The 14,561-nt window shown below is 45.6% G+C and carries 12 protein-coding genes and 1 rRNA gene; 6 read left to right on the forward strand and 7 right to left on the reverse strand.

The window, feature by feature from the left end; genetic code table 11:
* Positions 1–4: 4 nt before the first annotated feature.
* Positions 5–121: ribosomal RNA gene (gene rrf, locus JWH17_RS03120) — 5S ribosomal RNA — on the forward strand.
* 107 nt (positions 122–228) lie between these two features.
* Here the strand turns inward: rrf and JWH17_RS03125 are convergent.
* Positions 229–936, reverse strand: a complete 708-nt coding sequence (locus tag JWH17_RS03125) for an RluA family pseudouridine synthase (RefSeq protein ID WP_205221108.1) — start codon at positions 934–936, stop codon at positions 229–231.
* A gap of 227 nt (positions 937–1,163) precedes the next feature.
* On the opposite strand from JWH17_RS03125, the gene JWH17_RS03130 reads away from it, so the two are divergent.
* Positions 1,164–3,161, forward strand: coding sequence for a B12-binding domain-containing radical SAM protein (locus JWH17_RS03130; protein WP_205221109.1), 1,998 nt, complete (start codon positions 1,164–1,166; stop codon positions 3,159–3,161).
* A 22-nt stretch (positions 3,162–3,183) separates the two neighbouring features.
* Here the strand turns inward: JWH17_RS03130 and JWH17_RS03135 are convergent, their stop codons facing one another.
* The 4 genes from JWH17_RS03135 to JWH17_RS03150 form a co-directional block, all read right to left on the reverse strand.
* Positions 3,184–4,371 carry a S1C family serine protease gene (locus JWH17_RS03135; RefSeq protein WP_205221110.1) on the reverse strand — a complete coding sequence of 396 codons (1,188 nt, stop codon included), beginning with the start codon at positions 4,369–4,371 and terminating at the stop codon, positions 3,184–3,186.
* Positions 4,372–4,587: 216 nt separating this feature from the next.
* A complete protein-coding gene (locus JWH17_RS03140) occupies positions 4,588–4,767 on the reverse strand; it encodes a rubredoxin (protein WP_205221111.1) in 180 nt (59 codons plus the stop codon).
* Between the two features lie 2 nt (positions 4,768–4,769).
* Complete coding sequence (locus JWH17_RS03145; protein ID WP_205221112.1) at positions 4,770–7,211, reverse strand: methionine synthase; 2,442 nt, start codon at positions 7,209–7,211, stop codon at positions 4,770–4,772.
* Complete coding sequence (locus JWH17_RS03150; protein ID WP_205221113.1) at positions 7,208–8,134, reverse strand: homocysteine S-methyltransferase family protein; 927 nt, start codon at positions 8,132–8,134, stop codon at positions 7,208–7,210. The genes JWH17_RS03145 and JWH17_RS03150 overlap by 4 nt, the downstream gene beginning before the upstream one ends.
* Positions 8,135–8,782: 648 nt before the next feature.
* On the opposite strand from JWH17_RS03150, the gene JWH17_RS03155 reads away from it, so the two are divergent.
* Complete coding sequence (locus tag JWH17_RS03155; protein ID WP_205221114.1) at positions 8,783–9,112, forward strand: hypothetical protein; 330 nt, start codon at positions 8,783–8,785, stop codon at positions 9,110–9,112.
* A gap of 261 nt (positions 9,113–9,373) precedes the next feature.
* On the opposite strand, the gene JWH17_RS03160 is transcribed toward JWH17_RS03155, so the two are convergent.
* Positions 9,374–9,721 carry a hypothetical protein gene (locus JWH17_RS03160; protein ID WP_205221115.1) on the reverse strand — a complete coding sequence of 116 codons (348 nt, stop codon included), beginning with the start codon at positions 9,719–9,721 and terminating at the stop codon, positions 9,374–9,376.
* Between the two features lie 90 nt (positions 9,722–9,811).
* Here JWH17_RS03160 and JWH17_RS03165 point away from each other — a divergent pair, with 90 nt between their 5' ends.
* From JWH17_RS03165 to JWH17_RS03175, 3 genes are all read left to right on the forward strand, one after another.
* Positions 9,812–10,759, forward strand: coding sequence for a helix-turn-helix transcriptional regulator (locus JWH17_RS03165; protein WP_205221116.1), 948 nt, complete (start codon positions 9,812–9,814; stop codon positions 10,757–10,759).
* A gap of 59 nt (positions 10,760–10,818) precedes the next feature.
* Positions 10,819–11,829, forward strand: a complete 1,011-nt coding sequence (locus tag JWH17_RS03170) for an NTP transferase domain-containing protein (protein ID WP_205221117.1) — start codon at positions 10,819–10,821, stop codon at positions 11,827–11,829.
* A gap of 125 nt (positions 11,830–11,954) precedes the next feature.
* Positions 11,955–13,244 carry an IMP cyclohydrolase gene (locus tag JWH17_RS03175; protein WP_205221118.1) on the forward strand — a complete coding sequence of 430 codons (1,290 nt, stop codon included), beginning with the start codon at positions 11,955–11,957 and terminating at the stop codon, positions 13,242–13,244.
* A 321-nt stretch (positions 13,245–13,565) separates the two neighbouring features.
* Here the strand turns inward: JWH17_RS03175 and JWH17_RS03180 are convergent, their stop codons facing one another.
* Positions 13,566–14,549 carry a Gfo/Idh/MocA family protein gene (locus tag JWH17_RS03180; protein ID WP_205221119.1) on the reverse strand — a complete coding sequence of 328 codons (984 nt, stop codon included), beginning with the start codon at positions 14,547–14,549 and terminating at the stop codon, positions 13,566–13,568.
* Positions 14,550–14,561: the final 12 nt, after the last annotated feature.

Here is a 14,561-nt window from a genome sequence, read left to right on the forward strand (position 1 = left end):
ATTTTTCGGTGACCATAGCGAAGAGGCTCCACCCGTTCCCATTCCGAACACGGTAGTTAAGCTCTTCAGCGCCGATGGTACTGCATGGGTGACTATGTGGGAGAGTAGGTCGTCGCCGTCTCTTTTTAAAATCCCCAATACACTCATTGTGTATTGGGGATTTTTTTTTGCCCATTGCCTGGAGTCCCCTATTTCGCTTTTTTTGGATTTTTTTTTAAAATGTTCTGCTCATTTAGCTAACAGTGTTGTAAATTTATACGGCCACGCGTCTCCAGGCAGGCAGGTAAAGATCATCCTTTTTTTTAGCGTTGGATGGTTACAGCCATATGCAGCAGCATGGAGGGCAATTTCACGTTGACCAAACGGTCGAGCACTTTCATTATAGCGATAGTCTCCCAGTAAAGGATGCCCTCTGTGAGCGAATTGGAGCCGTATTTGATGATGTCTGCCGGTAACCAGAATAACTTCAACGAATGAAACCCGGCCATCATAAGCTATTCTCGTAAACCGAAGCTCAGCCTCTTTGCCATCACTGTCTATAACACTATGGCTTTTTCTGCGGCCAATGTTATCTGCCCACACGCCCTGTTGAGGCACTTCTCCTTCTACCAGGGCAATATACTTTTTTTCCACTGTCCGTAAGCGAATTTGTTCTGACAGTCTCGCTGCAGCTTTGGATGTGCGTGCCAGCACCACTGTGCCGGATACAGGTCTATCAAGTCTATGGACCAAGCCGAGATACACATTTCCCGGCTTTTTATACTGCTCTTTCAAATACGATTTACACACGGTTAAAAGGTCAGGATCACCTGAGCTATCCTTTTGCACCAACAGTCCTGTAGGCTTATTTACAACAAGAAGATGGTTGTCTTCATACAGAACTGGTATTATTCGTCCTGCATTAGCAATTTGCTGCCTATCTTGCTCTATAACCACTTATTTCAATCCTCTTTTCTAAGGAGTTATCCTGGAATAACTTGAACATCTCTAATCGCATCTTCAGGTCATCCTTGACTGATCTTTAATCACAAAAATCACAACGTAGCACAAACTACGTTTGCGGCTTTAGTCAATTAGATCAACCAAATCCAACCTATATATGAGCGTGATATTGTTCAACTCGTTTACGGATAGCCCCTAATTAAAAACATATCCACCATATTATGCCCGCTCGTCTTCTTATCATTAATCCGGCCAGCCCTTTCTTTTTTTATATTCCCATGGGCACTTTTGGTCTTTGTGACTACCTGGAAACACATGGTATAGCTTCCCGTATTTTCAATCACGCCCTCTATGACACGCAAACTGCAGACGTCTCACTTGCCCAAACATTGCTCGACTTTGAACCAACCCATGTTGCTGTCATATTTCATTGGCAGGAAACTGCCCATGGTGTTCAACATGTCCTTGAACACATACACCAACATGCCCCACAACTACCCATCATCATAGGCGGCTTCAGTGCAGGGTATTTTGGCAAAGATATACTTCGCCATTTCTCAACTGTAGACTACCTGATTCAAGGAGATCCTGAAGAACCACTCCTTCACCTGCTGCAGGAAAAGCCGATTGGGAATATAGCCAACCTTACTTTTCGCAACCAAGACGCAATTACCACCAGCTCCCACGAGTGGCTCATAGACCAGCAACTTCTCAACACGATGTCGTTTGCCCGTATCGATCTTCTAGAGGATGCCAATCAATATTTTACAAAAATAAATGCAATATTAGGGTTCCCACTTTTTATCGGCAGGGGTTGTGTCTTTAATTGCGATTATTGCGGAGGGAGTCGCCAGGCATTCACGATACATTCTCACCGAAACCACCCTGTTTGTAGGTCAATCCCATCCATTATTAAAGATTTACACCACCTTAAAGAGGTAACAGACACTTTATATATCTGTTATGAAAACAACCCCCAATACATCATCTCATTATTTCGCGCTATCGCTGCTGACCAAGAATTACGCAACCATTTCACCCTCAACTACGGCGCATGGCATCTCGTTGGCGATGATTTTCTTGCGGCATATAAAAAAGCCTTTAACCGGCAAGGGGCCAAACCCGTCTTTGAATTTTCTCCCGAAGTCATTGCAGACAAGAGTCGAAAAAAAATTAAAGGTGCTGCTACCTATGCTCTGGGTGATCTTATTGATAACTGCATCAAGCTCAGCAAAGAGCTGCAACATAACACGCGGATTGAACTTTTTTTCAGTCGCTACCATCCAACTGAAGCGACGAAAGAACTCCTGGACCGGGAAATTGAGCAAATATTTAGCTTGAAGCATACTTTATACACCTCAGGACACCACTCTATTCACGTCTGCTATGATCATCTCTCGACTGATGTAGCTTCCGGTTATTGGCATCAACAACCTGAACACTCCAATATTTTTTGTGATTTTCTTGTCCAAAAACAGCTTATTGATCAACAGCAACGGTATCCTTTTCCGGTCGACAATTTATGTTTGTATATGCCTCCATCACTCTCTGAAAAGGAACTGATGCACACCGAAGCACTTATTCAGTGCCTTGAGCATATCGAACAAAACTACCATGAACTTTTCCATATTCTTTTCTATTGTACCGGTACATTCTGGCTGAGGGCCCTCGCAACTATCATTCAACCCTGGGTTGAAAAACAACAGGCTGCTTTTTTTGCTCAACTACCGCTTGCGGCGTTATTGGATGAACTGGTGAAAATAATTAGAAACGAAAAAAAATATGAGCGTCTTTCGTTTTTCAATGATTTGGTAGCGTATAGTTTGAAAAAGGAGGAACTTCGTTTTTCCGGCTCCGAGCTAGCCGAATATAGCGAGTCAGATGATATCCTCTGCACCCTCAATCGACAAAGAATGAGTATACACCAGTATGATTATTCTGATTTGAGCAGTTTTCTTGACCTGCTCCAACAAATGGAGGGTAATGCTGCCATACCATATCAGCGCACAGTGTGTTTCTTTCTTCAAGATGAGGTCCTCTCCCTGCCCCACCGCAGTTATCGTCTGACCTTGCGCCAATTTGAGCAATGCTTAAAGCCTTCCGTTTACCTCGAAACATTGCACAAAACAGTCCAGGTTGACGTAGCAGCCCACACTCAGATTATTGAACGCTTTAGAGAGGCCGGTGTCCTCGTTCCCTGTTATGACAACATCGAGTAAATTGATGATGGTTTGTGTCTGACTATTGTTCGTTCAAAACTCCTGGGAACTCTTCCAGTACAGTCTCAAAAGGAATGGCAAACCCGATGCCTTCCGTATTATTGATGATCATCGTATTCACACCTATAACGTGACCTTGAGCATTGATTAACGGCCCGCCACTGTTCCCGGGATTGATGGGTGCATCGACCTGAACCATTTTTTTTCCTTTAAGCGTCCTGTACCCTGAAATGACACCCGAGGTAACACTATGATGTAAACCGAGCGGACTCCCTATGGTAAATACAGAAGCTCCCTGCTTCGGGTATTCTGCAGCCTTAACTACAGGGATGGCTGGTGAATTATAGACATCAATTGAAAGCAAAGCGAGATCCTGCTCCGGACTGAGCTGAAATGTGCTCACAGCATATTCGCTCCCATCTACAAGAATAATTTTTCCGTCCTGTAGAAAATCACTCTGTTTAATCTTTGTAATCTGCTGCTCCATTTCCGTTAACTTTTGCTGATACTTGGTATATTGTTGTTCGCGTAAACCAATATTTTTCATTACCTGTTGTTTCACCCGGAGGTCGTTGACCTGTTTTAACTGCCTCCGCATCAAATCGAGATTTTCCCTTTCATTATGTAAACGATCTCGCAGAAGTTCAGCCTGCGATTCCATCCACTCTAATTGATCGACGTTATACTGAACCACGTGGCGATTGGTAATAATTGTTCCAAATCTATCGATAAAAAAACCAGAGCCGCTCCCCCATGGTGTGACAATGGAGACGGTGGCATTTCGGGCAGATTCCACGGGGCTCCCTGTCCCTGCAAAGTTCTGTGCAAGCTGACCAGCCAGCCCTTCGGGTTCCACCCCACGGCCTTGATCACTTCCCAAAAGAGGCTGTAGTCGCTCTATTTGTGCAGGTGCTGCACCTGGCCGCGGCTCCTGCGCAGCCACCAAATTGCTCTGATCAGTGCTCACCGATAACGTGTTATCGGCAGGCTTCTCCGCCTGCATCAAGTGCAATCCAACTGCGACTGACACACCAGCAACAATGACCATGCCGGTAATCAAAGAAAAAATACCTTTTCCACTTGAACGGTTATCCTGCAGAGAGACGCGTTTTTTTCTTTCCTGGAACGCTTCATATTTCTCAAAAATAATACCGCATTTAGTACATTCACGATTATCAGTTTGGATAAAGCCGCACTTTGGACATTTCATCGTATTTGCTTGACCTCAAGAAGTGGTATCCGACCTAGATTTCTTTTTGAACATGGTCATGAACAAATGCTGACACTCTCCAAACAGAAAGCCGGATGAATAAAAACAGTCAGGAAGGAAACATCATCTTTCCCGACATACGCCACTAGTTATAAGTGGATCGTATGAAGGGAAAGACAGTATGACGCGTAGCTGATGCCTCTTTAGAAAAGGGCATCAATCAAGGAGATCAAATTGGTCTTGGGTAGCATAACACATTGGGCAAACCCACGCTTCCGGAAGCTCAGCAAAGGGGGTATCGTCAGCAATGTTGTTCATTGGATCCCCCTTGGCAGGGTCATAAACATACCCACAATTTATACATATATATCTTTCGTTTAGTTCATCGCTTTCCATGGTTACACCGCAAAATATTTCGCTTGTGGATGATGAACAACAATCGCCGAGGTAGTTTGCTCCGGTACCATCTGCATATTTTCAGTAAGGCTAACACCTATTTTTTCAGGTTTAAGAAAGGCAAAAAGTGGTTTGTGTACGTCCATATCAGGACAGGCAGGATAGCCAAATCCATAACGTGACCCCTGGTATCCTTGGGTAACAACACCCTGCACATTGGTGTCACCGATCCCAAGTTCCTCCCTCATTTTGGCATGCCAATACTCGGCCAAAGCATCTGTCACTTCAACGCTAAAACCATGGAGCATTAAGTAATCATGATACGCGTCAGTATCGTAAAGCCGTGCTGTGGTCTCAGCCATTTTTTCACCAATCGTAACGACGAAAAACCCAGCGATGTCGCCACCCTCTTCTTTGGTCTTAAAATAATCAGCGATGCACAAATGAGGAGCCTCTGTCTGGCGTGGAAAGGCAAAGGGATATGTTGTACCATCGGCCTCTATGAAAACCGTATTATCTTTGGAGTAACAGGAAAAATACCCATAGGATACTTTGGGAGCAATCAGGTGTTGTTCAAGTGACTGCTCTATGAGCCCATCATAAATAGGCTGCACAGTAGTGGTTAGAAGTTCACTGTATTCCTCGGCTCCCATTTTTCCACGTCGATATCCCCAGCGCCCTCGAAAAAGAGCCTGGATGTTGACCAATGGGAAAAGTTCTTGCGGATCGATTGCTTCCACATACCTCTGCCCAATAAAAGGAGGGGTCGGCACCGGGACGTCCCGATCTATTGCGGCATCCTTCACTCCAGGTTTCATGGCCTCCACACTGGTGATACGATCAAAAACAGTGGAAGTTAAAGTACCATCTTCAAATTCCCGTACCGCTTTTAGTCCTGCAAACGCATCCCGGCAATACACCACAGGTCCATCATACCCGGGTACACAGGATTCAGCGACAAACTTAGGGGTCAATGCTGCACCGCCAAGCATGATCGGTGTTTTTAAACCGGCAGCCTTATACTGAGCCATGGACTCCTGCATCACAATAGCCGATTTCACAAGTAAACCACTCAGGCCGATCAAATCGACATCATACTCTTTGGCCTTCTCGATAATAGCTTCAGCAGGAATCTTTATCCCAAGATTGTAGACCTTGTATCCATTATTGGAGAGAATAATATCGACCAGGTTTTTACCGATATCATGTACATCCCCTTGAACCGTGGCCAAAAGAATTTTGGTAGCGCTCTCTCCATCAATTTTATCCATAAAAGGCTCCAGCAAGGTTACTGACCTTTTCATAACCTCTGCGGACTGCAGTACAAAGGGGAGAAGGATTTCACCTTTACCAAACAGTTCGCCCACATGGCGCATGGCAGGTACAAGCATCTGGTTGATAATAGCAAGTGGCTTGTAGCGCTCCATCAGCACCGGCAGTATATCTTCCAGCCCATCCTTATCGCCGGTCACCACATGATGAAACAGTTGTTCTTCAGGAGTCCTGCCGCTGCCCTTCTCTTCATCGAAATCATCATCTGCTCGATCGCTGAAATGTTCAATAAATCGCATCAGCGGCTTAGGCTCCTGCCCTGCTGTTCTATCAAACAGCAGATCAAGGCACACTTCACGATCCTCTTGAGAGATCCTGGCTAAAGGCAAAATTTTTGCAGCATCGACAATGGCGGCATCCAGCCCTGCCTCAACCGCTTCATGTAAAAAGACAGAGTTCAGTATCCGGCGCGCCTTGGGTGCCAACCCAAACGAAATATTGCTCAACCCAAGAACTGTCAGGGTGCCTGGTAATTCTTTTTTTACCAGCTTAATACCTTCAATGGTATGTATGGCAGCATCGCGAAGATTTTCATCACCCGAGCCTACAGTAAAGGTAAGGCAGTCAAAAAGTAGATCGCTTGGTCGCAGGCCTAGTTCTTCCACAGCAATGGCATAGATCTCTTTCGCGATGGCCAGCTTATCAGCTGCCGTCATTGCCATTCCCTGCTCGTTGATGGTCAAAGCCACGACCGCCGCACCATATTTTTTCGCTGCACCGCAGATCCGGCGCAAATTGGCACCACCATCTTCAAGGTTGATCGAATTAATAATACATCGCCCGGGGTAGAGCTTTAAACAAGCTTCAATGCACTCAGGTGTAGTTGAGTCAATCATAAGCGGCGCCTTGACTGAACCAGCACACATTTGTACTAAAGTGGTCATGTCGGCCAGCTCATCCCGCCCGGCATAGGCTGTGCATAAATCGATGATATGGGCACCTTTAGCCTCTTGCTCCTGGGCTATTTTCAGACAGCTCTCAAAATCATCGGCCAGCAGTAGTTCTCTAAATTTTTTGGAGCCATTGGAATTGGCGCGCTCCCCTATTAAAAGTGGCGGAATTTCCTGCTGTAATTCCACTGCCTGGTACAGACTTGAAACTGAAGGCTTCATGCACTCACCTCCCTGCTCGCAGGCTTCACGTCTTTTAACTCCTTGACCAATGCACGGGTATGTTCAGGCGTTGTTCCACAACATCCGCCGACTATACTTACTCCGAATTCAGTAACAAAACGCTTCATAGCCAATGCATATTGTTTCGGTGAAAGCGGGTAACAGGTTTTGCCGTCCACAACCTCTGGCAACCCTTGGTTAGGTACGCAGGAAATCCGTCCGGCCCAATTCTGACTCAAATATCTGATGTGTGATTCCATTTCCCCCGGACCAGTTGCGCAGTTCAAGCCAAAGGAGAACAATGGAAAAGGCTCAAAAGTCACCGCCGCAGCCGCAATATCAGTGCCGACAAGCATGGTTCCTGTACGCTCAATGGTAACAGAGGCCATAACCGGAATATCCTTTTTCTCCATCTCTTCCAGAACTTGAAAACAGGTTGTCATGGCAGTTTTAATTTGCAACAGATCCTGGCAGGTTTCAATTATCAGCAGATCCACCCCCCCTCTTACTAAAGCACGTATCTGCTCGGCATGAGCGCTGGCGAGCGCGTCAACGGTTATATGGCCGAGCGAAGGCAGTTTGGTTCCCGGTCCCACAGAACCGGCAATATATGTATTAGGCTTACCGTTAATAGCTCTACGAGCGTTCTCCACCCCGGCAAGATTGATTTCTTCTACTTTCTCCTCTAGGCCGTATTCTGCAAGCACGATGCTGCTGGCACCAAAGGTATTGGTTTCTATTACCATTGCCCCGGCATCGACAAAGCCGGTGTGCAGTGCAACAATCGTTTCCGGGGAGGAAATGTTAAGCAATTCGTTGCACCCTTCGCTTTCCCCCCAAGCTGACGAAGGTATATCCATCTCCTGAAGGTTGGTCCCACAAGCACCATCCAAAATAAGTATTTCGTGATCTGTTGGTTGCATTATTATCTATAGTTATTCAAAATCATCTATTAACAGTTGAAACCGCCATGAACTCGCACCTTTTCAGATGGGCATGAGGAGAGACACTGTACGCTTTACCCTGAATCAACATTCTTTTCGCTTTACCCTTTAATGGATTTATGGCGGCTGCAAGTACAGCAACTTTACGCAGTGAAATGAATCATTTTCTTCGCCTACCTGCTCAAATGCATACAAAAGTATGTTTATATCCAAAAAGAGTAATCCTGGGTTCCTCTTTTCCTTTTTTACTTATTAGCGACAGCTAGTCTTGAAAACCAACAGTACAATTAATAATAAAAACAGAGAAAAACTTATCATCTTTCTGAAAATAAAGCCACATCAACAGTAACTCAGTGGGTTAAGTAAATACCCTCCAAAAAATAAAGCGTCGGTCCCAAAACCCCCTTTTACCAGAAAATCATTGGCGCACAACCCTTTTAAGAAGCCCCCTCTTATTCTATCACCACTACGCCATAACACTTTGAAGTATATAGCTTTTTTCAACTTGACGAGACCTTCACAAGCCAGTAAGCATACGAATGGTTTCGAAGTATAGAATCTTTAAAAGTATATTTTTCATCCTTTGAGATACCCTATAGCTACATTTTGGGTGCACCAATAACTGTAATGACAAACAGTATGATCAAGGTCACCACATCCGCCATCACTATCTTAAAACGATACCTGGATAAAAAACAGGCCACTCATGCTGTGCGCATTGATCTCGTTAGCTTGGGGAGTAACTGGAAATCCCTTGCACTCCGTCTCGATTCGCCAAGAAGAAGTGATCTTGTCTACCGCTACGATGAGGTCACGTTTCTGGTAGAACCAGCCCTACTCACAGCCTGCGGTTCCATCAAAATTGATTACAGCCCTTCTGATTTACGAATGAGTGAGTATCTGCAAGGTGGCTTCTCAATATCTTCCCAGACACCTCTTTCCTCCGCTCTAAAATAATTACTGCTTAACTTTCAGTAACATGCCACCAAGCCTGGGCCTACTTGTGCGTACGACCAGGACGGATAAACGTAGCATGACTACGGTTATCCTGCCTGAGTGTTTGCAACCGGAGCACTACTGAACAGTTAAAAATCGTGGAGGCAAGGTTATTTGTTATGTTGCTTAATAAACGATATTCCTGCCTTCCTTTTTTACAGCCTAAGCCCTATAAAGACTCCACAACGCCCTTTGCGCCAGTCAAGACTGTCGAAAATTCTGCTATTCATAAGCATAGGCTGCCTGCTGCGGTGATGAAAAATGGTGATAATCCATTTCCAGGGAATCGGCACCAAACCACATGGGAATCTTACCGTTGCTCCCTGGTATATGGCCAAAAAAACGAGCAGCGGCAACCAGACAGGCAAACTGTTCTTTGGAAATTTTGGAAAGAGGGAGAGAGCCGGCAAGAAAAAAATCGACACTCTCTTTTTCTTTTACTATCAGCACATTGTTTTGCTCCTGCAACATTTTGTCGCTCAAAAAACGGACTGATTCAAGCTGCGCCTTACCTTCAACAATTCCGTTAAATACAAACATTGCCCGACTCACTATCATTTTAAATTGCATAACACTCCTCCTGTTTGTCGTTTTTCTTGACTCTACCAGGGGAGGTTTGTCATATAGTGATCAACCCCCTTTTTTTTTGAAAAAATAATTATGAGCCTGCTTGAACGTATCTATTTTTTTCACTCTCGAATTGACAACAATGGTTTCCCCAATGCTTCTGAATTGGCTGCTGAGTTTGAAGTATCGACAGCCACGGCACATAGGGATATCAGTTATCTCCGTGACCGTCTTCTCGCCCCTCTTGCTTTTGATCAACAAAAAAACGGGTATTACTATACAGAAACCGGTTTTCGGCTTCCCTTTGAAGAAAGTTCCAAAATCATTCTTTTCCTCGGTATCCTGACTTCCATCGCCAAAGAAGCCGGCCTCTCAGAACTGCCGGAATTTGCCCAACTCAGCAATAAATTAACCTCCCTGGTTGTTCCAGGCCATCATAACCTGGAACAATATCTTCATTGTGAATGGGTGGAAACCGAACCTGTTGACCATGTTACTTTAATGTGTATAATTAATGCGCTGCTTGAGCAGAAACAGCTTGCCGTTGCATATACCAAAGAGCGTCATCTCTTGACCAAAAGAACGCTTGATCCTCTTAAGTTGCTGCATTATCAGGGCCGATGGTACCTTTATGCGTGGTGCTACCTGCGTGAATCCAGAAGGTTGTTTCATCTTTCACGAATACAAAACGCACAACTGCTTCCCCAACCTATTCAGCACCCCATGGATAAACGGGACAGGTCACTTACCGGCGTTTTCGGTATTTTCAAGGGAGCACCAACAAACACGGTGACCATTTCCTTTAAAGGCCAGGCAGCCGAAACAGTAAGATACCAGCAATGGCACCCGGAGCAGTCTGTGGATGAAAAGAGTGATAGATTACTCCTTACCCTGCCCGTTGCCGATCACCGTGAAATCATAATGAAAGTACTTCAATTCGGCAGCTTGGCGGAAATCATCTCCCCACAGCAATTGAGAGAAGAAGTCCATGTAGAATTGGGCAAGATGCTACACTTGTATGCAGCGAATCTTACTCCCTGATATATCCATTTCACGCAACGCGTTGAATTAACCAATTAAATATCGCCTTGAGGAAAAAGATGGTCCCTCTTATTACCGCTGTTGTCCTTGCCGCCGGCAAAGGAACTCGGATGAAATCCGATAAAGCCAAGGTGCTCCATGAAGTTTTTTTTAAACCCATGGTGCATCATGTACTAGACAGTATTCAACAGATTCCAGTGCAACAAAGCATTGTCATTGTCGGCCACCAGCAAGAGCGTGTTGCAAGCTCCTTGAAAGAATACGAATACATCCCAGTAACCCAACAGGAACAACTGGGGACCGGGCATGCTGTACTGTGCACGGAAACAGCGTGCACAAATGCTGAACAGGTAATGATCCTCTGCGGCGATACACCACTAGTCCGGCCTCAAATGCTCCAAGCTCTTCTTGAGCAACATCTGGACACCGATGCAACGCTTACCCTGCTGACGACATCATTGGATAATCCCTTTGGTTACGGAAGGATAGTTAAAGATGCTCTACACAATGTAGTTGAGATTGTAGAACAAAAGGATGCCACTCCAGAGCAGCAAAAAATTTGTGAAATTAATGCGGGTATATATGTGGTCAAAAAAGATTTTCTGTTTTCCGCTCTTCATCAGGTAGGGACAGATAACAGCCAGGGCGAAGTCTACCTCACCGATATCGTCTCCATTGCCGTCAACAGCGGCCATAAAGTCCACAATTTTTCACACCCTGAGGCAATCGATGTACTTGGGGTGAATTCACGGGTGGAGCTGGCCCTTGCTCATCAAGAGCTGCAAAAACGATGTAACCACGAGTTCATGCTCACCGGCATCACTATGCTCTCTCCAGATACCACTCTGGTAGCTCCCACCTGCTCTATTGGGGGAGACTGCATACTCTACCCGGGAATCCAGCTCACCGGAAAGACATCGCTTGGCAGAGGCTGCATTGTCAACACAGGGGCTGTGCTCCATGATTGCACTGTTGCCGACAGTGCTGTTATAGGTGCCCATGCAGTTCTTGAAAACTGCTCTATCGACCAAAATGAACGTATTCCGCCACTGATCCACAGAGTAGGATAATAATCAGTGCCGATCATTTCGCCACTGATTGAGTTTTCACTTTCTCAATGAGTAACTAAAGGGTAATATCCACCACTTTTCAGCGATTTCTACTCAGGCATTCAACACGACGGAGCTTCACAATCATGAGTAATATAAAAAAAATGTATTCATCTATCCTTGGCGATTCATTCCCCATGGAAATGACCATTTCCTTTGATAACCAGAAACTGGTCTATCGCAAGAAAACCTGGAACATCAAATCCGCTGACGGAACCGAGGAAGAAAGAGGTCTGCGTTATGGCGAAAACCCTAACCAGGAGGCAGCGCTCTACGAACTGGTCAACGGTAACCTCGTCCTCGGCGAATGCAGCTATATTAATCCAGGTAATGGCCTGGTCAGCGCCATTACCGTAGATGATATGGTACAAGTAGGGAAACACCCTGGTAAAATTAATCTGACCGATGTTGATAACGGCCTGAACATTATCAAATACCTGGCAGATAAACCGGCTGCTGCAATACTAAAACACAACAATCCCTGTGGTGCAGCAGTGGGTGTAAATCTTGCTGATGCCTATAACAAGGCCAACCGGGTTGACAGAATTGCTGCATTTGGAGGTGCGGTTGTAACCACTCTCCCGGTTGACAGAGAGACAGCAAAATTGATGGCGGAAAATTATCTTGAGGTCGTATGCGCACCTGATTTTGAAGAAGGAACGCTTGATATCCTTGCCCAAAGAAAGAACCTGCGAATTATCAAGATGGCCGGGATTAACAAACTGGCTGATTTTGAACACCATCGTTTTATTGATTTTAAATCACTGATCGATGGCGGCATCATTGTACAGCAATCTGCTATTAACACCATCCGCACCCCTGAAGATTTAATGCCCGCAGAAACAGTGCGCAAAGGGGTGGAATATCGCTGTGAACGGCAACCCACCCAGAGAGAAATTGACGACATGCTTTTTGGCTGGGCAATTGAGCATGGTGTAACATCGAATTCGGTGCTGTATGTCAAGGACGGTTGTACTGCCAGTATTGGCACAGGCGAACAGGACCGAGTAGGTGTCGCGGAAATTGCAGTACACAAAGCCTACATAAAATATGCGGATATGCTTTGTTTTGATATGTACAATATTCCCTATGCGCAACTGGCCCTTGAAATTGAACAAGGGAAAAAAGACGAGTCCATGCTGGAGGAAATTGACATCAAGGTCATGGCGGATAATGCAGGCTTGTCAGGCTCTGTGATGATTTCTGATGCATTTTTTCCTTTTCGAGATGGCGTTGATGTCGGTATCAAGGAAGGAATAACGGCAATTCTGCAGCCAGGCGGCTCGCTGCGTGATTTTGAGTCCATCGAAGCCTGCAACGAAGCAAACCCAAAGGTTGCCATGATGTACACAGGACAACGTTCATTCAAACACTAACCCGGGTTTCTCATCAATAAAGTTTTTCGCAGGGCAAGGCACAAGCCGCGCAGCAGGTAGCGAAGACTCCGGTAGTAAACTACCGCAAGTGGTTTGTAACGCAGATCCTGCGGAAAAATCTATTGACCCGAAGGGGGAACTTTTTGATTGAAGACGAAAGACAGACTGTCAATTGCACAATTACTCTTTAATTAATAATATCAAACAATTGAGTTTAAAATCAAAAAGTTCATGAGAAATTCGGCCTAATCGTTAGACTCTACACAACCTGCCGTTCATGTACTTATTCCCAAGAAGTATTGATGGTCGGCAGGTCCCCTTTTACAGGGTCACCCATTGCTGCAGCCGGGCAGCTTCCAGACAGGCTTCACATATTCGAACAGACGCCAGCCCTTCAATCCCAGGAACCGGATTTGGCGCCTGCCGATGCAGATACTGTTCCCATTCACAGAGTAGCGGTACAATAGTACTTACAGGTTCCAGCGGACTTAAGTCGGTTATTTTCTGCTGCTCTATTTTCGTGCATTTATTGTAGATCTGTTCACCTAGAAGTTGGCACTTATCGCCAACAAATTCAAACAAGCCGGACCTTGCATGGCCGACCTTGGAACAATCTACGGTACCGACCACACCGTTATCCATTTCAAGCAAAACAGCCAGTACATCCTCAAGCTGTTTATCCCCTTTTGAGCGAGTAACAGCTGCTACCTTGCCCACTTCCAGACCTGTAATGTAGCGAAGGGCATCAAAAACATGCACTGCTGTATGAAAACTTACCCCCGCTCCTGCCAACGAAGGATCTTCATGCCATTGAAGGGTGGACGGTTCCAGGCGCTGGTTGGCGGAAAAAGTGTGCAACGTTCCTACTTGCCCAATATTTTGCTTCAATGCCTGAACAACAGCATTGTAACGCAAAGTCTGGCCGGTCGTCAGTTGTAGCCCCGTTTCACTTTCCAAGGATACAATGCGGTGAGCATCCTCCAAACTACCTGCAAGTGGTTTTTCAATCAGCACCGGCTTGCTCACCCGAGCACATTCCTTTGCTATGGCCAAGTTCATGGTCGGCGGCACCGCGGCTACCACACAATCAACATCACTACTGGCGATCAGATCCATCCAGTCGGCATAAAAAGAGCATCCCCATTGTTTTGCCTGACCTGCGCCTTTGGCGGCGGAGCGACGTGAGATTGCAGAAAGCTCCATACCAGGAATATCACGGACCAAATGGTTAGCATACCGGCTACCGTGTTTTCCTGTACCAATCACCCCAACTCGAAGGATTGATGGCTTACTTTTTCCAGTCATGGCTATTCCTCC

The sequence above is a fragment of the Desulfogranum marinum genome (assembly GCF_016918565.1).
GTDB classification, from domain to species: Bacteria; Desulfobacterota; Desulfobulbia; order Desulfobulbales; family Desulfobulbaceae; genus Desulfogranum; species Desulfogranum marinum.

Bases quoted from the DNA above. Each gene is read 5' to 3' on its own strand.
- JWH17_RS03180 (WP_205221119.1), bottom strand. From the start codon at position 14,549: ATGACTGGAAAAAGTAAGCCATCAATCCTTCGAGTTGGGGTGATTGGT.
- JWH17_RS03165 (WP_205221116.1), top strand. From the start codon at position 9,812: ATGAGCCTGCTTGAACGTATCTATTTTTTTCACTCTCGAATTGACAAC.
- JWH17_RS03160 (WP_205221115.1), bottom strand. From the start codon at position 9,721: ATGCAATTTAAAATGATAGTGAGTCGGGCAATGTTTGTATTTAACGGA.
- JWH17_RS03145 (WP_205221112.1), bottom strand. From the start codon at position 7,211: ATGAAGCCTTCAGTTTCAAGTCTGTACCAGGCAGTGGAATTACAGCAG.
- JWH17_RS03170 (WP_205221117.1), top strand. From the start codon at position 10,819: ATGGTCCCTCTTATTACCGCTGTTGTCCTTGCCGCCGGCAAAGGAACT.
- JWH17_RS03175 (WP_205221118.1), top strand. From the start codon at position 11,955: ATGAGTAATATAAAAAAAATGTATTCATCTATCCTTGGCGATTCATTC.
- JWH17_RS03150 (WP_205221113.1), bottom strand. From the start codon at position 8,134: ATGCAACCAACAGATCACGAAATACTTATTTTGGATGGTGCTTGTGGG.
- JWH17_RS03140 (WP_205221111.1), bottom strand. From the start codon at position 4,767: ATGGAAAGCGATGAACTAAACGAAAGATATATATGTATAAATTGTGGG.
- JWH17_RS03155 (WP_205221114.1), top strand. From the start codon at position 8,783: ATGACAAACAGTATGATCAAGGTCACCACATCCGCCATCACTATCTTA.
- JWH17_RS03130 (WP_205221109.1), top strand. From the start codon at position 1,164: ATGCCCGCTCGTCTTCTTATCATTAATCCGGCCAGCCCTTTCTTTTTT.
- JWH17_RS03135 (WP_205221110.1), bottom strand. From the start codon at position 4,371: ATGAAATGTCCAAAGTGCGGCTTTATCCAAACTGATAATCGTGAATGT.